Genomic DNA, 20,365 nt, shown 5'->3' with positions numbered 1-20,365 from the left:
TGCAGTGGAAGCCCGCAGTAAATAGACGGTTCGTACCTGGCTCGGTGCGGACCGAGACAGGAGAAATGTGGCCAAGGTCCGCGTACACGAGCTTGCTAAAGAGCTCGGCATTACCTCGAAGGATGCAGTTGCAAAACTGCAGGAACTGGGCGAATTCGTCCGTTCCGCCTCATCAACTATTGAGGCCCCGGTAGTCAAGAAACTTCGAGGCGCCTTCCCGGCGTCTGAAAACAAGGCTGCTGCTTCCCCGGCAGCCCCCGCCAAGGCTGACGCTTCCGCGTCCAAGCCTTCGGCCCCGTCCCCGAAGCCCGGCTCCGCGAAGCCTGCCCCGGCAGCTCCCGCAGCCGAGCAGCCCGCCGCTCCGGCACCGGCCGCTCCCGCTGAGGCTGCTCCGGCACCCGCAGCACCGGCTGCACCCGCAGCTGAGGCACCCGCAGCACCGGCTCCGGCCGCGGAACCTGCTGCACCCGAAGCCGGCAAGGACGACGCCGCCAAGGCACCGGCCTCTTCGGCACCTCGTCCCGGCGCACCGCGTCCGGGCGCTGGTGGACCCCGCCCCGGTAACAACCCGTTTGCACCCTCCCAGGGCATGCCGCGTCCGCGTGGCCGCGGCGACGGCGAACGTGGTGCCGGCGCACCGCGTCCGGGTAACAACCCCTTCGCTACCTCGCAGGGCATGCCGCGTCCGGGTGGACGCCGCGATGAGGCCGAACGCTCCGGTACGCCGGGTGCCGCAGGCCCCCGTCCCGCAGCCGGTGCAGGTGGACCCCGTCCCGGCGCACCGCGTCCGGGTGCACCGCGTCCCGGTGCTCCCCGTCCCGGCGCACCGCGTCCGGGTACTCCCCGTCCGGCAGGAGCGGGCGCCGGCGGCGCACGCCCCACACCGGGCATGATGCCCAACCGCACCGAGCGTCCGGCAGCTCCGGGACGTCCGGGTGCAGCAGGACCGCGCCGCGGACCGGGCGGAGCCCCGGGTACCGGCGGCGGCGGCGCACCTGTTGGCGGCGGCTTCGGTAAGGGCGGCCGCGGACGCGGCGGCACTGCCGGTGCTTTCGGCAAGGGCGGCGCAGGACGCGGCAAGCAGCGCAAGTCGAAGCGCGCGAAGCGGCAGGAACTGGAGCAGATGTCAGCTCCGTCGCTGGGTGGCGTTTCGGTACCCCGCGGCGACGGCAACACTGTTGTCCGGCTGCGCCGCGGCGCGTCCATCACGGACTTCGCTGACAAGATCGAGGCAAACCCGGCAGCACTGGTGACCGTACTGTTCCACCTCGGTGAAATGGCAACGGCCACGCAGTCCCTGGATGAAGGCACCTTCGACATCCTGGGCGCTGAACTGGGCTACAAGATCCAGGTTGTCTCGCCCGAAGACGAAGAGCGCGAACTGCTGAGCACGTTCGACATCGACTTCGAGGCAGAGCTGGAAGCCGAAGGCGACGACGAGCTTGAGGCACGTCCTCCGGTAGTCACCGTCATGGGTCACGTTGACCACGGTAAGACCCGCCTGCTGGACGCCATCCGCAACTCGAACGTTGTGGAAGGCGAACACGGCGGTATCACCCAGCACATCGGTGCCTACCAGATCGCCTTCGATCACGAGGGCATCGAGCGGGCCGTCACCTTCATCGATACTCCGGGCCACGAGGCGTTCACCGCCATGCGTGCCCGTGGTGCGAAGGTCACCGACATTGCAGTCCTGGTTGTCGCAGCCGACGACGGCGTTATGCCGCAGACGGTGGAAGCACTCAACCACGCACAGGCAGCCAACGTGCCGATCGTGGTCGCAGTGAACAAGATCGACAAGGAAGGCGCCAACCCGGAGAAGGTCCGCGGCCAGCTGACCGAATACGGACTGGTTCCCGAAGAATACGGTGGCGACACCATGTTCGTGGAGGTCTCTGCCCGCCAGAACCTCAACATCGACGCCCTGCTCGAGGCCGTTCTGCTTACCGCAGATGCTGCCCTGGACATGCGCGCCAACCCGAACAAGGACGCCCGCGGTATCGCGATCGAAGCCAACCTGGACAAGGGCCGCGGTGCAGTAGCAACTGTCCTGGTCCAGTCCGGAACGCTGAAGGTCGGCGACACCATCGTGGCGGGTACGGCCCACGGCCGTGTCCGTGCCATGTTCGACGAGAACGGCGACAACGTCACCGAAGCCGGACCCTCGCGTCCGGTCCAGGTGCTCGGCCTGTCCAACGTTCCCCGCGCCGGCGACACGTTCTTCGTTACCGACGACGAGCGCACCGCCCGCCAGATCGCTGAAAAGCGTGAGGCTGCGGACCGTAACGCCGCCCTGGCGAAGCGCCGCAAGCGCATCAGCCTCGAGGACTTCGACCAGGCAGTTGCTGACGGCAAGGTCGACACCCTTAACCTCATCCTCAAGGGTGACGTTTCCGGTGCAGTCGAAGCCCTGGAAGACTCGCTGCTCAAGATCGACGTCGGCGAAGGCGTGCAGCTGCGCGTCATCCACCGCGGCGTCGGTGCCATCACGCAGAACGACGTCAACCTGGCGACGGTGGACAACGCCGTCATCATCGGCTTCAACGTCAAGCCGGCCGAGCGCGTTGCCGACCTGGCAGAGCGTGAAGGCGTGGACATGCGCTTCTACTCCGTCATCTACGCAGCAATCGATGACATTGAGCTCGCACTCAAGGGCATGCTCAAGCCCGAGTACGAGGAAGTCCAGCTCGGCACCGCCGAGGTCCGCGAAGTCTTCCGTTCCTCCAAGTTCGGAAACATTGCCGGCTCGATCGTCCGCTCCGGTGTTATCCGACGCAACGCCAAGGCACGGGTCACCCGCGACGGCAAGCTCATCGGTGAAAACCTCACCGTGGACTCGCTCAAGCGGTTCAAGGACGACGCCACCGAGGTCCGGACGGACTTCGAATGTGGTATCGGCCTGGGCTCGTTCAACGACCTGCGCGAAGGCGACATCATCGAGACCTTCGAGATGCGCGAGAAGCCGCGCGTCTAATCCGCGGCCGCAGGCCGCCGGGTCTCCCGGCGGCCTGCGGGTACTTGTTTCCAGTCTTAGTAAGGAGAGGTAATGGCAGATCCAGCACGCGCTGCGAAACTCGCTGACCGTATCAAGGTAGTAGTTGCCCAGGCGCTCGAGCGGCGGATCAAGGATCCCCGGCTGGGATTCGTGACCATCACCGATGCACGGGTCACCAATGATCTGCAGCACGCCACTTTGTACTACACGGTCTTCGGCGACGAGGAACAGCAGGCAGACACCAAGGCAGCCCTGGAATCCGCACGCGGAATCCTGCGCGCCGAGGTGGGCAAGAACATCACAGTCCGGCTGACGCCGACGCTCGAATTCGTTGCCGACGAGATCCCGGTCAACGCCGGCCACCTCGAGGAACTGATCCGGGAAGCCAAGAAGCGCGACGCCGAACTGGCAGCGCTCAAGGAAGGCGCCAGCTACGCAGGCGACGCCGATCCGTACCGCAAGGACGAAGAGGACTTCGACGAAGACCTCGAATCCGATGCGCCGGTCGACTCGGACGCGAAGTAGGTCCTAGACCCTGAAAAGGGAGCGGTTCCGTTTGACGGAGCCGCTCCCTTTTTGCTGCCCTCCGGCCCGAGGCCCTCGCGCGGTGCCAAGGACCTCAGGCAGGCCCGGGAGGCGCCGGCAGCCGGCTTACGCCTTCCAGCAGCTCCGCGCGGTCCCCGCACAGCGCAATCCGGATCCAGCCCTCGCCGATGGATCCGAACGCAGTGCCCGGGGCCACGGCGACGCCGTGCTCGGAAAGGAAGCGGATGGTCCAGGCCCGGACGTTTCCTCCCGTCGCGTGGGAGACGTCCGCCCAGAGGTAGAAGGCCCCCTGCGCCTCGAGATAGGGGATGCCCTTTTCGGCAAGGACGGAGCAGGCAGCATCCCGGTTGGCCCGGTAATGCGCGGACGCCGTGTCCACGTAGTCCTGTGGTCCGGTGAGTGCGGCCAGGGCCGCATACTGCGACGGGGAGGCCACACAGGACACGATGGACTCCATGACCGTGCTCAGGACCGGTTCCAGCCCCTCCGGCAGCACCAGCGCGCCGATGCGCAGCCCGGTCAGGCCGTAGGTCTTGGACAAGGTGAGGGAAGTGATCACACGTTCCCCGGCGTCGCCGTCGAACGCCAGGGGGCTCACATGCGGCACATCGAATGTGAAGGCCTCGTAGCACTCGTCCGAAAGGATCCATAGGTCGTGCCGCCGTGCCAGCTCCACCAGGGAACGGGTCAGTTCGCCGCTGAACACGGCGCCCAGGGGATTGGACGGGGAGTTCAGCAGCAGCACCCGGGTGCGCGGCGTCAGCAGGGCTTCGATGTCTTCGATCCTCGGCTGGAACCCGTACTCCGGATACAGCGGGTACTCCACCGGCACCGCGTGCAGGAGTTCGGCGGTCATCGCGAACGTCGGATACCCGGGGTTCGGCACCAGGACTTCGTCTCCGGCGTCCAGGAGCAGGCTCATGGCCAGATGCAGGCCCTGCTGCGCCCCCGCCGTGACGAAAACCCGCTCCGGGGTGATCTCCTTCCCGCAGGCGGCACCCGCATGCCGGGCGAAGGCGGAGCGCAGGGGAGCGATGCCCGCATTCGGGGTGTAACCGGTTTCGTCCCGGTCAAGCGTGGCCCGGGCGGCGTCGAGGATATGCCCGGGGGTGGGGAAGCCGGGCTCGCCGATACTCAGGACAATCGCGTCCGGCGTGGCCCAGGCGGCCTGGGTGATTTCACGGATCTGGTTGGCCGGGACTTTCCGGACGTGGGGTGAGAGCTGTGCCATATCCGAATGCTATCGCCGCCAGGGGGCGGCTGCGGTGCGGAACGGACGGCGCGCACCGCAACATATACTGAAAGGCGTGAATTCAGGGCAGGTCCGTTCAGGACTGATTATTGTGGACAAGCCGCAGGGATGGACGAGCCACGACGTGGTCGGACGCCTGCGGAGGCTGGCAGGCACCCGGAAGGTCGGGCACGCAGGCACCCTGGATCCGATGGCCACCGGCGTGCTGGTGGTGGGCATCAACAAAGCCACCCGCCTGCTGACCTACATTGTCGGCACCACCAAGACCTACGAGGCCACCATCCGGCTCGGCCAGGCGACCGTCACGGACGACGCCGAGGGTGAAGTCACGACGGAAACCATTGCCGCCGCCGTGACGGACGAGGAAATCCGGGCTGCGGTGGCGAACCTGACCGGCGACATCCAGCAGGTCCCCAGCAGCGTCAGCGCGATCAAGGTCAACGGCGAACGTTCCTACGCGAAGGTCCGCGCCGGCGGGGAAGTGAACCTGCCCGCGCGGCCGGTTACCGTCTCCCGGTTCGAGGTCCACGACATCCGGCGCGAGAACGGCGGGCGGCTGCGCGACGTCGACGTCACCGTCGACTGCTCCTCCGGCACCTACATCCGCGCCCTGGCCCGCGACCTCGGTGCCGCACTCGGCGTCGGCGGGCACCTGACCGCCCTGCGCCGCACCTGCGTGGGACCGTTCAGCCTGGAGCAGGCCTCCACCCTCGAGGAACTGGCCGAGGACCTGCGGGTCCTGGACCTCGACGACGCCGCCGCCGACCTTTTCCCGGTCCGCAGCCTGTCCGCGGCCGAAGCCGAGGACCTCTCGCACGGCCGCCGGATCGGCGCCACCGGCAACGGACAGCCGGGACCGGTCGCGGCCATCGATCCGGACGGCCGGGTGGTGGGACTGCTCGAGGACAAGGGCGAGCAGGCAAAGGCGCTGCTGGTCTTCACACCCGGAAACGAGAAGGCGTAAATGGATCCGCTGTTCCTTGTCGGTTCCCTCGTCTGCCTGGTGTCCGTGGTGCTGTGCATCGGTGCCGCCGTCCTGAAGCAGGGACCGAACGACCTCACCATCGTGTCTGCGGCCGCCGTCGAACTCTTCCTGCTGGTCTACGGTGCCGCTTCCCTGATCCGCCTCGCCGGAGGGGAGGGCATCGCCGGAGAAGCCTGGGAGTTCTGGGGGTATCTGCTGACCGCGCTGGTCATTCCGGTCGGGGCGGTCTGGTGGTCGCTTCTGGACCGGAGCCGCTGGAGCAACATCGTGCTTTCCGCCGTGGGAATCACCGTATTTGTCATGCTGTTCCGGATGGAACAGATCTGGGACGGAGCAACACTTCTATGAACCGCAGTACTAACCCCGACGACGCCGAATCGGCGGACCGGTCCGCTCCCGAGGCCCGCAATGCAGGGCCCGGCCGGCTGCTGGTAGCCGTTTACGCGATTTTCGCCTTGGCGGCGTCGGCCCGCGCTGCGTTCCAGATCCTCACTAAGTTCGAGCATGCGCCGGTGGCCTACCTGCTGTCCGCCTTCGCCGCCGTGGTCTACATCGTGGCCACCGTCGGCCTGGCCCGCTCCGGCGCCACCGCTTACCGGATCTCCGTGGCGGCCGTGGGAGTGGAAATGGCCGGTGTGCTCGCTGTCGGAATCTTCGGGCTGATCGACCCCGCCGCGCTGCCCGACGACACGGTCTGGTCCGGCTTCGGCAGCGGGTACGGGTACGTGCCGTTGATCCTGCCGATCGTCGGGTTGTGGTGGCTTTACCGGCACCGCGCAGACGCGCGCCGCTGAAATAAGCATGCTTACCTGTTTCGCGCGGGTGCGTGAGACGATGGCAGGAACAACTTCAGTTCCAACTCCGTCAAAGGGGGAGCCATGAGCAACGCAGCGCCGACACCGGGCGACAGGAACAGCCCTTCGGGCACGGACGGGCCGGGAAGCCAGGCACCGAAGGCGCCGGGGACATCGACGCCGGGGACCTCGGCGCCGGGCACGACGAATTCCTCGACCCGCCGGACGCAGTCCGGCAAGCAATCCGCCGGCAAGCCCGGCAGGGCAGCAAAGCAGCCGAAGGCGGCCAAGCCCTTCAAGAGCAGTGACGACTGGGGCGTCTTCCGCGCCGTCGTCATCGGTGTGGGCATCCTGGTGGCCGGCTTCGGCCTCTACAACCTCATTACCGGCACGGCAGGCCTGCCGGAGGCAGCCGGGGGAGAGGTCAATCCCACCCTGGAAAGCCAGTACCGGTTCTTCGCCGCCATGATGGTGGGCGTAGGTGCGGCATTCGTGGCCATTGCCGTGAAGTTCCAGTGGGCGAACATGCTCTGGCTCGTCTGCCTGATGGTGTTCCTGGGCGGCATCGGCCGTGTGCTTTCCTGGGCCTTCTCCGGAACCCCGCACTTCACGTTCATTGTGTTGATGATCGTTGAGCTGGCCTTCCCGCCGGCGCTGCTGGTCTGGCACCGTTTCATCGCCAAGACATCCGACCTGCGCCGCGAGTACAGCCAGCAGGCCGGGGGAGATACCGGGATTGCGGGCGGTTCCCGGTAAGCGGCGCAGATCGGACATAATGGATAGGTCCCGGCGCGGCGATAGCCGCCCGGAAACCTGGACCAGCCGTTCGACCGGCGCTGGAAAATGCTGCTAAGGAGCCTGCGTGTACTACTGGAATGACCTGGCGGAAATACCTGCCGACATTGGTCCGACAGTAATCACCATCGGCAACTTCGACGGCGTGCATCTGGGCCACCAGCATGTGCTCAACCGCCTGGTCAAGGTGGCGCGCGCCCAGGATGCAGCCGCCGTCGCCATCTCCTTTGATCCCCACCCTGCGCAGGTTCACCGGCCCCAGAGCGCGCCGGAACTGATCATGGGCCTCGTGGACCGGGTGCAGGCGCTGGCCGACACCGGGCTGGACGGCCTGCTGATGATGCATTACACGCTGGAGCTGGCTTCCCTGACCGCAGAGGAATTTGTCCGCACGGTCCTGGTTGAGGCACTCCACGTCAAGACAGTCGTCATCGGCCACGACGTCCGCTTCGGACGGGGCAACGCCGGAGACCTGGACACCATGCGTGAACTCGGCCGCGAGCTCGGGTTCGCCGTGGAAGCGGTGGAGGATTTCGGCGCACTCCCGGACGGCCCGGACTCCGGCCGGCGCTGTTCCTCCACCTGGATCCGCGAGGCACTGCGGGAAGGTGATGTCCGCACCGCTGCCCGCCTGCTCGGACGGACCCACCGGATGCGCGGCGAAGTGGTGCACGGGGCGGCACGCGGCCGCGAACTGGGTTTCCCCACCGCCAACCTCGCCCCGGAGTCTTCAGGCCTCATCCCCGCCGACGGCATCTACGCCGGCTGGCTGGTGGACGAGGCCGGCGCCCGTTGGCCCGCCGCCGTGTCTGTGGGCTCCAACCCCACCTTCGAGGGCGTGAGCCGCCAGGTGGAAGCACATGTCATCGACCGGCCGGCCGAAGAGATCGAGGACTTCAACCTGTACGGCCAGCACGTGGTGGTGGAATTCGTGGACCGGCTCCGGGGCATGGTGGCGTACACCGGCCCCGAGGCGCTGGTGGCCCAGATGCGCCTCGACGTCGAACGCACCCGTGAGGTCCTTTCGACAGAAAGCGGCACGGGCAGGTAAACTGGTTTCAAATTCGGCTGCGGTCCGTGGCGGCTGAATTTCTTTATGTTCCGGGGCTGACGCCCCAGGACAGAAAGATTCCCGGCAGCGAAGTGCTGACTCGGGCCTCACGGCACAACTCTAGGAGTTACATTGGCACTCGATCCCGCCGTCAAGCAGGAGATCATTCGGGAATTCGCTCGCGCTGAAGGGGACACCGGTTCCCCCGAGGTTCAGGTTGCTGTGCTTTCACGGCGCATCCTCGACCTGACCGAGCACCTGAAGACCCACAAGCATGACCACCACACCCGCCGCGGCCTGATGGCCCTGGTTGGTCGTCGTCGTCGCATGCTGACCTACCTGCGCGAGACCGACATCGCCCGCTACCGTACGCTCATTGAGCGCCTCGGCCTGCGTCGATAGTCTTTGTGAAAGGCGGCACCTGTGCACTGCACGGGGAGCCGCCTTTTGCGCAGGCAGGCATGGACACCGGGAAAGCCGGAAGCGCACCTGTCTGATTTCGGTCTCCACCATAGGGGGCCGGCGAAGGTAGTTATGCAGTAAAAGAACCACAGAAGTAAAGCAGTAAAGAAGCACACATCACAGGAGTCAGCCAGCATCGCAGCATTCGCGGTCCTCGGTAGTGGTCTCCGGGAGAATCTGCCCGAGGACCTCGATCGAAGACCGGGTGTTGAACGTGCGGCCCGTGCCGCGCGGAAAGAAGTTCGATACGGTGCTGGGTGCCTCCGCCCACAGAAGAAACGGAGGTGACTCTCATATGGAGGGTCCCGAAATTCAGTTCTCAGAAGCCGTTATTGACAACGGCAAGTACGGCAAGCGCGTTATCCGGTTCGAAACCGGCCGCCTTGCCCAGCAGGCAGCCGGTTCGGCGATGGTCTACATTGACGAAGACACCGCCCTGCTCTCGGCCACGTCCGCCGGCAAGTCCCCGCGTGAAGGTTTCGACTTCTTCCCGCTGACCGTGGACGTCGAGGAGCGTATGTACGCTGCCGGCCGCATCCCGGGCTCGTTCTTCCGCCGCGAAGGCCGTCCGTCCACCGAAGCCATCCTGGCCTGCCGCCTGATGGACCGCCCGCTGCGCCCCGCGTTCGTCAAGGGCCTGCGCAACGAGGTCCAGATTGTGGTCACCGTCCTGGCGATCAACCCGGACGTTCTCTACGACGTGGTTGCGATCAACGCTTCCTCCATGTCCACCCAGCTGAGCGGCCTCCCGTTCTCCGGCCCGATCGGCGGCGTCCGCGTTGCCCTGGTCGACGGCCAGTGGGTTGCCTTCCCGAAGCACTCCGAGCTGGAGCGCGCCGTGTTCTCCATGGTGGTAGCCGGCCGCATTGCCGGTGACGACGTCGCCATCATGATGGTGGAAGCCGAAGCCACCGACAACGCCTGGAACCTCATCAAGGAAGAGGGCGCCACCGCCCCGACCGAAGAGGTTGTTGCAGAAGGCCTGGAAGCGGCGAAGCCGTTCATCAAGGTCCTTTGCGACGCCCAGTCGGACCTGGCTGCACGCGCCGCCAAGCCCACCGTCGAGTTCCCGATCTTCCTGGATTACCAGGACGACGTGTACGAGGCCGTTGAAGCCGCTGCCGGGGAGAAGCTGGCCAAGGTCTTCTCGATCGCCGACAAGCAGGAGCGCGACGCTGCCGCCGACGAGCTGAAGAACGAAGTCAAGGCCGCACTGGCTGAGAAGTTCGAAGGCCGCGAAGGCGAAGTCTCCGCTGCTTTCCGTTCCGTCACCAAGCAGGTTGTGCGCCAGCGCATCCTCAAGGAGCAGGTCCGCATCGACGGCCGCGGCCTGACGGACATCCGTCAGCTCACCGCCGAGGTAGAGGTTCTGCCCCGCGTGCACGGTTCGGCCATCTTCGAGCGCGGCGAAACCCAGATCATGGGTGTCACCACGCTGAACATGCTGAAGATGGAACAGCAGATCGACTCGCTGTCGCCGGTAACGCGCAAGCGCTACATGCACAACTACAACTTCCCGCCGTACTCCACCGGTGAGACCGGCCGCGTGGGTTCGCCCAAGCGCCGCGAAATCGGCCACGGCGCACTTGCAGAGCGCGCCCTGATGCCGGTGCTGCCCACGCGTGAAGAATTCCCGTACGCCATCCGCCAGGTCTCCGAAGCCCTGAGCTCCAACGGTTCCACCTCCATGGGTTCGGTCTGCGCCTCGACGCTGTCCATGCTCAACGCCGGTGTTCCGCTGCGCGCTCCGGTGGCAGGTATCGCCATGGGCCTGGTCTCCGACCAGGTTGACGGCGAAACCCGCTACGCAGCCCTGACCGATATCCTCGGCGCCGAAGATGCCTTCGGCGACATGGACTTCAAGGTTGCCGGTACCTCCGAGTTCGTCACGGCCATCCAGCTGGACACCAAGCTCGACGGTATCCCCGCCTCCGTGCTGGCAGCAGCACTGAAGCAGGCCCGCGAAGCCCGCCTGCACATCCTCGACGTGATGCAGGCCGCGATCGACGCACCGGACGAGCTCTCCGAGTTCGCCCCGCGCATCATCTCGGTCAAGATCCCCGTGGACAAGATCGGCGAGGTCATCGGCCCGAAGGGCAAGATGATCAACCAGATCCAGGAGGACACCGGCGCTGACATCTCCATTGAAGATGACGGCACCGTCCTCATCGGCGCAACCGACGGCGGCTCCGCCGAGGCTGCCCGCTCGGCGATCAACGCGATCGCCAACCCGCAGGTCCCCGAGATCGGCGAGCGTTACCTCGGCACGGTAGTCAAGACCACCACCTTCGGTGCTTTTGTCTCCCTGACCCCGGGCAAGGACGGCCTGCTGCACATCTCCGAGCTGCGTAAGCTCGCCGGCGGCAAGCGCGTGGACAACGTCGACGACGTCGTCTCCGTGGGCCAGAAGGTCCAGGTGGAAATCACCAAGATCGATGACCGCGGAAAGCTTTCGCTCTCCCCGGTGGTTGCTGAAGACGCCGAAGGCGAAGAAGCAGCAGAAACCGAGTCTGCAGAGTAAATGCCGGACTACTCCGATGGAAACCGTCCCGTGTCCCCTTCCTCACCGAAGGGGCACGGGACGGTTGTCCAGCTTCCGCTGACCACTCTTTCCTCCGACCCGACCCTTGTCGTCGGCACTCCGGGAGGCGCCGTCGTGCGCCGTTCGGTATTGCCCGGCGGCGTCCGGGTCCTGACGGAGGAAATGCCGGGCCAGCGCAGCACGGCCATCGGATTCTGGGTTGGTGTCGGCTCGCGGGATGAAGCCGCGGGCCGGCACGGCTCCACACACTTCCTTGAGCATCTGCTGTTCAAGGGCACCAGCCGCCGCTCGGCGCTGGACATCGCCTCGGCGTTTGACGAGGTAGGCGGCGAGTCCAATGCGGCCACCGCCAAGGAAAGCACCTGCTACTACGCACGGGTGCTGGATACCGATCTTCCGATGGCCATAGACGTCATCACCGACATGGTCACGTCCGCCGTCCTGGATCCTGAGGAACTGGAACAGGAACGCGACGTCATCCTCGAAGAGATCGCCATGGACAATGACGATCCGGCCGATCTCTGCCACGAAAAGTTTTCCGAAGCCGTCCTCGGCGACCACGCCCTCGGCCGTCCCATCGGCGGCACTCCCGACGCCATCCGCAGCGTGTCCCGCGTTGCGGTCCTTGACCACTACCGGCGGTACTACCGTCCGGAGGAACTGGTAGTCACCGCTGCCGGGGGACTGGACCACGAGCAGGTCTGCGCGCTCGTGCTGCAGGCGCTGCAGACCGCAGGCTGGGAACTGGACCCGGCGGCAACGCCCGCGCCGCGCCGGGACACCGCGCCGGCGTCGATCTCCGGCACCGCCGGAGTCCACGTCATCAACCGTCCGGTGGAGCAGGCCAACATCGTGATGGGCTGCCCCTCGCTGACCGCGACGGATGACCGCCGCTTTGCCATGAGCGTGCTGAACACGATCCTCGGCGGCGGCATGTCCTCCCGCCTGTTCCAGGAGATCCGCGAGAAGCGCGGACTGGTGTACTCCACCTACTCCTTCTCGGCGTCGTACGCCGACGCCGGCTACTTCGGCATGTATGCAGGCTGCTCGCCTGCCAAGACCCGCCAGGTCATCGACCTGCTCGGCAGCGAACTCGAGCGGCTGGCCGCGGGCGGCGTCGAGCCTGCCGAACTGGCCAAGGCCCTGGGTCAGATCTCCGGCGGCATGGTGCTGGGCCTGGAGGACTCCGGCTCGCGGATGTCCCGCCTGGGCCGGGCGGAGCTGGTCAGCGGCGAGTTCATCGACATCGATGAGTCCCTGCGCCGGATCCATTCAGTCACGGCGGAACAGGTCCAGGAGCTGGCTGTAGAACTGGCCGCAGCCCCCCGCACCATCACCGTGGTGGGTCCGTTCGAATCAGCAGCGGAACTGGGCTTCTAGCCCCTTTACGAAAGGCACACCCGGCGCGGTCCGCGTCCCGGGTGTGCCTTTGCTGTTTAACCGCCGGGCTCCTGAGCCTATCCGCCGGCGAAGGGCGGCAGGATGTCCACGACGTCCCCCGGCTGCAGCAGCAGGTCCGGGTTCCGGGCAGCCGTTTCATTGACCAGGAACGTGCTGCGCGCAATCACCGTACCGAGAGCGGGGATGCCTGCACCCGGTGAGGGGTACCGGGCCGCAAGCTTTTCCGCCAGCTCGGCCAGCGTCAGCGGCCCTTCATCCAGGTGTTCTTCTTCCGTGCCGGCTGCTGCCTTCGCAGCGCCGAAGTATCTGATCAGCACTTAGCCGCCTATCGCGCTCATGGTTCGTTCGGGCTGGACATAGTCGGAGTCGCCGAGCCCGGCATGGCCCATGCCGTGTGCCTTGGGCTTGCCCCACATGGCCTCCTGCCAGCGGCGGACGACGGCGTCGTCGTCCACACCGCTGCGCAGCAGTGCCAGCAGGTCCGTCTCCTCGTGCGAAAACAGGCAGCTGCGGACCTTACCCTCGGCAGTAATCCGGGTGCGGACGCACTCGGCGCAGAAGGGTTCGGTGACGGAAGCAATGATGCCGACGGTCCCGACAACCGTTGCCGGGTCCGTGTGCCGGCGGACCTCCCAGCGCTGGGCCGGTGCGCCGTTGCGCTCCCGGGGATCAGGGGTCAGGACGAAATCGCGTTCCAGCAGGGACCGCATCTCGGCGGCGGTGATCATTCCGTCCCGCGTCCATCCGTGGTCCGCGTCCAGGGGCATCTGCTCAATGAACCGCAGTTCGAAGCCGCGGCTGACCGCCCACTCCAGCAGGTCCGGCGCCTCGGCGTCGTTGATTCCCCGCATCAGCACGGCATTGATCTTGACCAGGCCCAGGCCCACCCGGGCGGCTTCCTCCACCCCGTGCAGCACCCGGTCCAGGAACGGGCGGCGGGTGAGCTGGGCAAAGGTGTCCGGGTGGAGGGAATCCAGGGACACGTTGATGCGGGTCAGGCCGGCGTCCTTGAGTGCCTGGGCTTTCTTGTCCAGGCCGAGCCCGTTGGTGGTCAGGGAAATCGGCAGCTCAGGGTGGTTGGCGCGGATACCGGCAACAATGTCCACCAGATCCGCACGCACCAGCGGTTCACCGCCGGTCAATCGCAGCTCGCGCACGCCCAGCCGGTCGACGCCGAGGCGGACCAGGCGGACGATTTCGTCCCGGCCAAGTACTTTGTCCCTGGCCAGCCAGTTGAGCCCTTCGGCGGGCATGCAGTACGTGCAGCGCAGGTTGCATTTATCCGTCAGCGACAGCCGCATGTCCGTGGCCCGACGGCCGTGCCGGTCCAGCAGTCCGTCCGCCGGGGCAAGCGCCAGGGCAGACGCGGGGGAGGGCGGAGCCGAGACGGCAGCGGAAGAACCGTTGCCCGGTGCCGCGGCTTCGGGCGTGCTGATTTCTGGTGTACTGGGGGAAGGGCGTACTGCAGGCATTCCCAGCTGTGTTCCCATTCCTCGAGGTTACGCCTTTTGACAGTTAGGCTCTATAAATGCGTTTTGTTCCCCGGGGCCGCCGGACTTTGGCAGCGTGCGCCGTGATGGTTCTTGCCGCTTCCACAGCCGCATGCACCTCCGCGGACACCACCGGCGCAGCCGACCGCAGCGGAACCGGCATCACGGTCTTTGCCGCTTCCTCGCTCACGGATGTGGTCGAGCAGCTGAATGCGGCTTACGACGGCGGCGGGCGGCTGCGCGTCAACATCGGCTCCAGCAGCCAGCTCGTAGCGCAGCTGCAGTCCGGCGCCGAAGCGGACGTTGTGATTACCGCCGACCTTGAGGCACTCGAACCCCTGCGGAACGGACTGGACCGGGAGACGGTGCTGGCCAGCAACAACCTGGTCCTGGCCCTGGCCGCGGACAACCCCGCCGGGATCCGCGTATTACGCGATGTTGCGGGCGACGGCGTCCGGGCGGCCCTGTGCGCACCCTCCGTTCCGTGCGGACGGGCAACATCACGGGTCCTCGAAGCAGCCGGCGTAGCCGTTCCCGCACCGAGCCTGGAGGACAGCGTCCGCTCGGTGCTGACCAAGGTGACCAGCGGCCAGGCCGATGCCGGGTTTGTCTACCGGACCGATGCCCTGGCCGCCGCCGGGTCCGGCGTGACCTACCTGCCGCTGGAGGATCCCGACCCTAACCGGTATCCGGCGGGGCTGACCGCTGAAGGTGCCGGCAACCCCGACGCGGCAGCATTCTACGAGTGGCTTACGGGTCCGGAAGCGGCAGCCATCCTTGCCGAGGCGGGGTTCGGTCCGGCGGACCCGGGGAGCAACGATGCCCCTTAGGACGCAGGAATTCGAAGCGGCATCCGGCTCCGCGTCCGCCATGAGCCGGGAGGCACGCGCCACGACGCCCGCCTGGCTGTGGCTGCCGGCCGGCATCGCCCTGCTCCTGTGCGCCGGACCCGTCGCGGCGCTGCTGCTCAACGTCCCCTGGACGTCGCTGCCGGAACTGCTCGGCTCCGACGCGGCCCGCACTGCGCTGGGCCTCTCCCTGGCCACCTCGGCCGGCTCCACGCTTCTCTGCGTCCTGCTGGGGCTGCCGCTGGCCGTGCTGCTCAGCAAGCTGGAGGGACCGTGGATCCAGTTGATGCGCGGAATCCTGCTGATCCCGCTGGTGCTCTCACCCGTTGTCTCCGGCATCGCCCTGCTGTACTTCTGGGGCCGGCAGGGGATTGCGGGGAAGCTGCTCGGCACCATGGGACTGGACGTGGGGTACTCGCCGGCCGCCGTCGTTATTGTCCAGGTGTTTGTTTCCCTGCCGTTCTTCGTGGTCGCGTCGCTGAACAGCCTGTCCGCCGTGGACCGGGACCTGGAAATGGCCGCCGCCACGTCCGGGGCAGGTCCCACCGCGATCCTGCGCCACATCACCTTGCCGCTGGCGCTGCCGGGCATCGTGGCGGGTACGTTGCTGGCCTTCGCCCGGTCGCTGGGCGAATACGGGGCCACCATCACCTTCGCGGGGAGCATCGAAGGGAGCACCCGGACCCTGCCGCTGCAGATCGAACTGAGCCTGAACTCCAACCAGCCGCAGGCGGCCCTGGGCATCTGCCTGATGCTTATCGCCCTGTACCTGCTGGTCCTGCTGCTGGCCCGGATCGCCACCGGACGGCTGCTGCCGCGATGAGTGCCGCTGGACGGCGCACCCGGGGCTCCGCCGCAGGTCCGGAGCGGGCCAACCGGCGGTGGTCGGCGGCCGCAGGACTGGTCGCCGCCGGACTGGGCGTCGGCGCCGGTGAGCTGCTCGCCGCCATCGCCAGCCCGTCGCTTTCCCCGGTGTCCGCCGTCGGATCCGTGGTCATCGACTTCGTTCCCGGACCGGTCAAAGACGCCGCAATCAACCTCTTCGGGACGGCGGACAAGGCCGCGCTGCTGGTGGGCATGGGACTGGTCATCGCCCTTGCCTCCGCTGCCGCGGGTGTCCTGGAGCTGCGCCGTCCGCCGGCGGGCGCGGCGGTCCTGGGTCTCTTCGGGGCAGCCGGCCTGGCAGCCGTCCTTACCCGGCAGCAGTTCTCGCTGCTGGCACTCCTGCCGCCGCTGGCCGCCGGCGTCGTCGCCGTCCTGGTCCTGCGGGCGCTCACGGCGCGGATCCGGGACCTCGCCGCGGCGCAGACGGACGACGACGCCGCGGTGCGCCGCCGTACGGTAATGACCTCGGTGGGCGGGGGAGCAGCGGTGGCCCTGCTCGGTGCCGCGCTGGCCGGCATAGCCCGCGGGGGACAGGTGGGTGTCACGGCCCTGCGCGAAACGGTCCGGTTGCCGGTACCGTCCCGGCGTGCGGCAGCGATACCCGCCGGAGCCGAGCTCGCCGTCGACGGCCTGGCACCGCTGGTGACACCCGCTGCCGATTTTTACCGGATCGACACGGCCCTGAGGGTGCCGCTGATCGACCCGGCGGATTGGCGGCTGCGGGTGACCGGCATGGTGGACCGTGAAGTGGAACTGGACTACGCGGAACTCCTCGCTGCGCCGCTGCAGGAAAGCTACGTCACCCTCGCCTGTGTTTCCAACGAGGTGGGCGGGAATTTGATCGGCAACGCCCGGTGGCTGGGAATGCCCGTCAGGGACCTGCTGGCCCGGGCAGGGGTGCAGCCGGGGGCGGACATGGTGCTCTCCACGAGCCGGGACGGGTGGAGCGCTTCCACCCCTTTGGAAGCACTGACGGATGACCGGGATGCGCTGCTGGCCGTGGGCATGAACGGGGAACCGCTGCCGCTGGAACACGGTTTCCCCGTCCGGGTGGTTGTCCCCGGACTGTACGGATACGTGTCTGCGACCAAATGGGTCACCGAGCTGCGGGTCACCCGGTTCGCGGATGAAACGGCCTACTGGACGGACCGGGGCTGGGGCGAGCGCGGCCCGGTCAAGCTCTCCTCCCGGATCGACGTTCCCGGCCGTGCACCGGTCTCCGCCGGCACGGTCACCGTGGCCGGCGTCGCGTGGGCGCAGCACACCGGGATCAGCGCCGTGCAGGTCCGCGTGGACGACAGCGGCTGGCAGGACGCGGAGCTGGCTCCCGGGATCTCCGCGGATACGTGGCGGCAGTACCGGATCGCAGTGGAGCTGGCACCGGGCGGGCACGACATCGCGGTCCGGGCCGTGGATGCAAACGGCGTACGGCAGGCGGAAGAAAAACGGCCCGTGCTTCCCGACGGAGCCACCGGCCTGCATACAATTCGGGTGACGGTGCGCTGAGTTTTTTTCGCGCCTCGACACCGTCCCATCTCCCAAGGAGGACCATGTCGGTAGAACCGGCTCCACAGGGTGCCCCTGCACCGGCATCCGCTGCTCCCGGCGGTCCCCGGACGGTGGCGGCCCACCGGCAAGCCGTGGAGGACCTCCTGCGGACCTGGTTCCGGAACCATCCGCCCGCCCACGAGACCGTGGTGCTGAACGCCGCGGCCGGGCGGCTCCTTGCCGCCGACGTGCGGGCGCCGGGGAACCTGCCGCCCTTCACGAACTCGCAGATGGACGGTTACGCGGTCCGTGTTGCCGACCTCGCCGCCGGGAACCCGCCTGCCGCTCCCGGCAGGGTCCGCCTGGCCACGGCCGCGCCCATTCCGGCCGGCTCGGCACCGCCGCCGCTGCTTCCCGGCACGGCCGCCCCCGTTATGACCGGTGCCATGCTGCCCGAGGGTGCCGACGCCGTCGTCCCGATCGAGGCATGCACCCCTGATTACTTCCTGCCCGCCGGACAGGCCGGCAGCGCCGTGGCGGTCCCGGCGGATGTGCCCGCCGGGCAGTTCGTCCGCAGGGCGGGCAGCGATATTGCCGCAGGAACCCCGGCGCTGCCCGCCGGAGCCGTGCTGGGACCGCTGCAGCTCGGCCTGCTCGCGGCTCTTGGCCTGGACCGCGTCACCGTCCGGGCCCGGCCGCGGGTGCTGCTGCTGACCACCGGGGACGAAGTCATTGAACCGGGCATGCCGCTCGGGCCGGGCCAGATCCACGACGCCAACACCACCCTGCTCCGGAGCTCCTTGCAGGAGGCTGGCGCCGAGGTGCTCCGGTCCCGGATCCTGGCCGACTCTCCGCAGGAGTTCACCGACCGGCTCCGGGCCGACATCGCCGCCGACACCCCGGACCTGGTCCTCACCTCGGGCGGCATCAGCAAGGGAGCCTACGAGGTGGTGCGTCAGGGCCTCGCTGCGCAGGACACGGCGTTCCTGTCCGTGGCCATGCAGCCGGGCGGACCGCAGGGCATCGGCACGGTGGACGGCGTCCCGTTCCTCGGTTTCCCCGGCAACCCGGTCAGCTCACTGGTGTCCTTCGAGATGTTCCTGCGCCCGGCCCTGAGTGCCGTCACCGGTGCCCCGCGGCCCCGGGCGGAAGTGCCCGCCCGCCTCACCGCCCCGCTCGGCAGCCCCGCCGGGAAGCACCAGGTGCGCCGCGGCCGGTACACGGCCGGAACGGTGGAACCGGTGGGCGGACCCGGGTCCCATTTGGTCCATGCCCTCGCCTCCTCCAACGCCCTGATCTCCGTCCCCGTGGGTACCGAGCACCTCGAAGCCGGCGCAGAAGTGACAGTATTGCTACTGGAATAACCGCAACTGTGTCCTGCCCGGACGCCGTGCCCGAAAGGACCCAGCCGTGAGCGCCGAACCCGAAGACCTCCACCCCGCGGGACTGACCCACGTCCGCGAGGACGGCTCCGCGCACATGGTGGATGTATCCGCCAAGACCGAAACCACGCGCCAGGCCACGGCGCAGGCAGTGCTGCGCAGCACCGCCGAAGTGGTTCGCCTGATTGCCGACGGCGGGCTGCCGAAGGGGGACGCACTCGCCGTGGCCCGGGTCGCCGGCATCATGGCCGCCAAGCAGACGTCCAACCTCATCCCGCTGTGCCATCCGCTGCCCCTGACGAAGGTCACCGTGGACTTCACCCCTCGGGAGGGCGACGTCGTTGTGGAAGCCACCGTGAAGACCAAGGCACTCACCGGCGTCGAAATGGAGGCGCTGACCGCCGCCTCCGTGGCCGCGCTGACGCTGTACGACATGATCAAGGCCGTCGACAAACATGCCCGCATCACCGACATCATGGTGCTGGCCAAGTCCGGCGGCAAAAGCGGAGACTGGGCGTTGTGAGCACTCCGTCACCCCGCCGCACCGCAGGGGTCCTGATTGCCTCCACCCGCGCGGCGGCCGGCACCTACCAGGACGAATGCGGCCCGCTGATCGCCGACTGGCTGTACGCCCTGGGCTATGACATTGTGCTGGCCGAAGTGGTGCCCGACGGCGCGGAGGTCGGCGCGTCGCTGCAGCGCATCCTTGCGCTGGAACCTTCGGTGCTGCTGACCAGCGGAGGCACCGGGCTCAGCCCGGACGACGTCACCCCCGAGTCCACCGAGCCCCTCCTGGACCGCCACGTGCCCGGAGTCATGGAAGCGATCCGCGCCAAGGGGCTGGCCTCGACGCCGATGGCCGCCATCAGCCGCGGCTTCGCCGGCACCGCCGGCCGCACCTTCGTAGTCAACCTGCCCGGTTCCCCGGGAGCGGTGGCGGACGGACTCGCCGTACTGGAACCGATCATCGGCCACATCTGCGGCCAGCTGGAGGGAAAGCGTGAACACTAGCGAAGTTGTCCATGCCACGGTTTCCGCGGATCCGCTGAGCAGCGCCGAGGCCGAACACGGCGCATGGTCGCCGGACTGCGGCGCGGTGGTCCTCTTCAGCGGCATCGTCCGCAACCACGACGACGGCAAGTCCGTCACCGCCCTCGCCTACAGCGCCCACCCCACGGCACAGTCCGTGCTCGGCGAGGTGGCCGCCGGGATCGCGGCGAAGTACGACGGCGTCCGGATCTGGGTGGCGCACCGCACCGGAGCCCTGGAGATCGGCGACGCCGCCCTGGTGGCGGCCGTCGCCTCGGCCCACCGGGGCACCGCGTTCGCGGCGTGCTCCGAGCTCGTGGACACGGTCAAAGCGAACGTGCCCATCTGGAAGGAGCAGGGCTTCACGGACGGCAGCACCGAGTGGGTGGGCGTCAGCGACCGGCCCTGACCGGTAATCTG

Annotated in this window: 20 protein-coding genes; 17 read left to right on the top strand and 3 right to left on the bottom strand. The window is 67.7% G+C overall.

The window, feature by feature from the left end:
• The first annotated feature begins 67 nt into the window (after positions 1 to 67).
• Together infB and rbfA are read left to right on the top strand one after the other, a co-directional pair.
• Positions 68 to 2,974, top strand: coding sequence for a translation initiation factor IF-2 (infB, locus tag LOC56_RS15530; RefSeq protein WP_229953168.1), 2,907 nt, complete (start codon positions 68 to 70; stop codon positions 2,972 to 2,974).
• Between the two features lie 72 nt (positions 2,975 to 3,046).
• Complete coding sequence (rbfA, locus tag LOC56_RS15525; protein WP_229953167.1) at positions 3,047 to 3,520, top strand: 30S ribosome-binding factor RbfA; 474 nt, start codon at positions 3,047 to 3,049, stop codon at positions 3,518 to 3,520.
• 94 nt (positions 3,521 to 3,614) lie between these two features.
• Here the strand turns inward: rbfA and LOC56_RS15520 are convergent, their stop codons facing one another.
• Positions 3,615 to 4,772: a pyridoxal phosphate-dependent aminotransferase gene (locus tag LOC56_RS15520; RefSeq protein ID WP_229953166.1), complete on the bottom strand. Its 1,158-nt coding sequence runs from the start codon at positions 4,770 to 4,772 to the stop codon at positions 3,615 to 3,617.
• Between the two features lie 76 nt (positions 4,773 to 4,848).
• Here LOC56_RS15520 and truB point away from each other — a divergent pair, with 76 nt between their 5' ends.
• The 8 genes from truB to LOC56_RS15480 all read left to right on the top strand — a co-directional run bounded on the left by truB (position 4,849) and on the right by LOC56_RS15480 (position 12,802).
• Positions 4,849 to 5,757 carry a tRNA pseudouridine(55) synthase TruB gene (gene truB, locus LOC56_RS15515; protein ID WP_229953165.1) on the top strand — a complete coding sequence of 303 codons (909 nt, stop codon included), beginning with the start codon at positions 4,849 to 4,851 and terminating at the stop codon, positions 5,755 to 5,757.
• Positions 5,758 to 6,126 carry a hypothetical protein gene (locus LOC56_RS15510; RefSeq protein WP_229953164.1) on the top strand — a complete coding sequence of 123 codons (369 nt, stop codon included), beginning with the start codon at positions 5,758 to 5,760 and terminating at the stop codon, positions 6,124 to 6,126.
• Complete coding sequence (locus LOC56_RS15505) at positions 6,123 to 6,572, top strand: hypothetical protein (protein ID WP_229953163.1); 450 nt, start codon at positions 6,123 to 6,125, stop codon at positions 6,570 to 6,572. Before LOC56_RS15510 ends, LOC56_RS15505 begins: the two co-directional genes overlap by 4 nt.
• Positions 6,573 to 6,656: 84 nt before the next feature.
• Positions 6,657 to 7,328, top strand: coding sequence for a DUF4345 domain-containing protein (locus LOC56_RS15500; protein ID WP_229953162.1), 672 nt, complete (start codon positions 6,657 to 6,659; stop codon positions 7,326 to 7,328).
• A gap of 106 nt (positions 7,329 to 7,434) precedes the next feature.
• Positions 7,435 to 8,418 (top strand): bifunctional riboflavin kinase/FAD synthetase, encoded by a 984-nt coding sequence (locus LOC56_RS15495; RefSeq protein WP_229953161.1) that lies wholly within the window; start codon positions 7,435 to 7,437, stop codon positions 8,416 to 8,418.
• Positions 8,419 to 8,550: 132 nt separating this feature from the next.
• Positions 8,551 to 8,820 carry a 30S ribosomal protein S15 gene (rpsO, locus tag LOC56_RS15490; RefSeq protein WP_229953160.1) on the top strand — a complete coding sequence of 90 codons (270 nt, stop codon included), beginning with the start codon at positions 8,551 to 8,553 and terminating at the stop codon, positions 8,818 to 8,820.
• A 355-nt stretch (positions 8,821 to 9,175) separates the two neighbouring features.
• Positions 9,176 to 11,401, top strand: coding sequence for a polyribonucleotide nucleotidyltransferase (locus tag LOC56_RS15485; RefSeq protein WP_227924486.1), 2,226 nt, complete (start codon positions 9,176 to 9,178; stop codon positions 11,399 to 11,401).
• The gene (locus LOC56_RS15480; protein WP_442860116.1) at positions 11,402 to 12,802 is read left to right on the top strand and encodes a M16 family metallopeptidase; all 1,401 of its coding nucleotides are present in this window, start codon (positions 11,402 to 11,404) and stop codon (positions 12,800 to 12,802) included. It abuts the gene before it with no gap.
• Between the two features lie 77 nt (positions 12,803 to 12,879).
• Here the strand turns inward: LOC56_RS15480 and LOC56_RS15475 are convergent, their stop codons facing one another.
• Entirely contained in the window at positions 12,880 to 13,140 is a 261-nt protein-coding gene (locus LOC56_RS15475; protein WP_227924487.1) for a MoaD/ThiS family protein, read from the bottom strand.
• Positions 13,141 to 14,295 (bottom strand): GTP 3',8-cyclase MoaA, encoded by a 1,155-nt coding sequence (gene moaA, locus LOC56_RS15470; RefSeq protein WP_442860115.1) that lies wholly within the window; start codon positions 14,293 to 14,295, stop codon positions 13,141 to 13,143.
• A 56-nt stretch (positions 14,296 to 14,351) separates the two neighbouring features.
• On the opposite strand from moaA, the gene modA reads away from it, so the two are divergent.
• From modA to LOC56_RS15435, 7 genes are read left to right on the top strand one after another with little or no spacing between them, the layout of a single operon-like run.
• On the top strand, positions 14,352 to 15,143 hold the full coding sequence (gene modA, locus LOC56_RS15465) for a molybdate ABC transporter substrate-binding protein (protein WP_229953158.1): 792 nt from the start codon (positions 14,352 to 14,354) through the stop codon (positions 15,141 to 15,143).
• Positions 15,133 to 15,984, top strand: coding sequence for a molybdate ABC transporter permease subunit (locus tag LOC56_RS15460; protein WP_229953157.1), 852 nt, complete (start codon positions 15,133 to 15,135; stop codon positions 15,982 to 15,984). The genes modA and LOC56_RS15460 overlap by 11 nt, the downstream gene beginning before the upstream one ends.
• Positions 15,981 to 17,552: a molybdopterin-dependent oxidoreductase gene (locus tag LOC56_RS15455; RefSeq protein WP_229953156.1), complete on the top strand. Its 1,572-nt coding sequence runs from the start codon at positions 15,981 to 15,983 to the stop codon at positions 17,550 to 17,552. Before LOC56_RS15460 ends, LOC56_RS15455 begins: the two co-directional genes overlap by 4 nt.
• Positions 17,553 to 17,596: 44 nt before the next feature.
• The gene (locus LOC56_RS15450; protein ID WP_229953155.1) at positions 17,597 to 18,898 is read left to right on the top strand and encodes a molybdopterin molybdotransferase MoeA; all 1,302 of its coding nucleotides are present in this window, start codon (positions 17,597 to 17,599) and stop codon (positions 18,896 to 18,898) included.
• Positions 18,899 to 18,944: 46 nt separating this feature from the next.
• Positions 18,945 to 19,439, top strand: a complete 495-nt coding sequence (moaC, locus tag LOC56_RS15445; RefSeq protein WP_331460962.1) for a cyclic pyranopterin monophosphate synthase MoaC — start codon at positions 18,945 to 18,947, stop codon at positions 19,437 to 19,439.
• On the top strand, positions 19,436 to 19,927 hold the full coding sequence (locus LOC56_RS15440) for a MogA/MoaB family molybdenum cofactor biosynthesis protein (protein WP_229953154.1): 492 nt from the start codon (positions 19,436 to 19,438) through the stop codon (positions 19,925 to 19,927). Before moaC ends, LOC56_RS15440 begins: the two co-directional genes overlap by 4 nt.
• Positions 19,917 to 20,354, top strand: coding sequence for a molybdenum cofactor biosynthesis protein MoaE (locus LOC56_RS15435; RefSeq protein ID WP_229953153.1), 438 nt, complete (start codon positions 19,917 to 19,919; stop codon positions 20,352 to 20,354). The genes LOC56_RS15440 and LOC56_RS15435 overlap by 11 nt, the downstream gene beginning before the upstream one ends.
• The last annotated feature ends 11 nt before the right edge of the window (positions 20,355 to 20,365 follow it).

It is taken from the genome of Arthrobacter sp. zg-Y179, from assembly GCF_020907345.1.
GTDB lineage: Bacteria > Actinomycetota > Actinomycetes > Actinomycetales > Micrococcaceae > Arthrobacter_B > Arthrobacter_B jinronghuae.
This window is presented reverse-complemented; position numbering and strand designations above follow the sequence as displayed.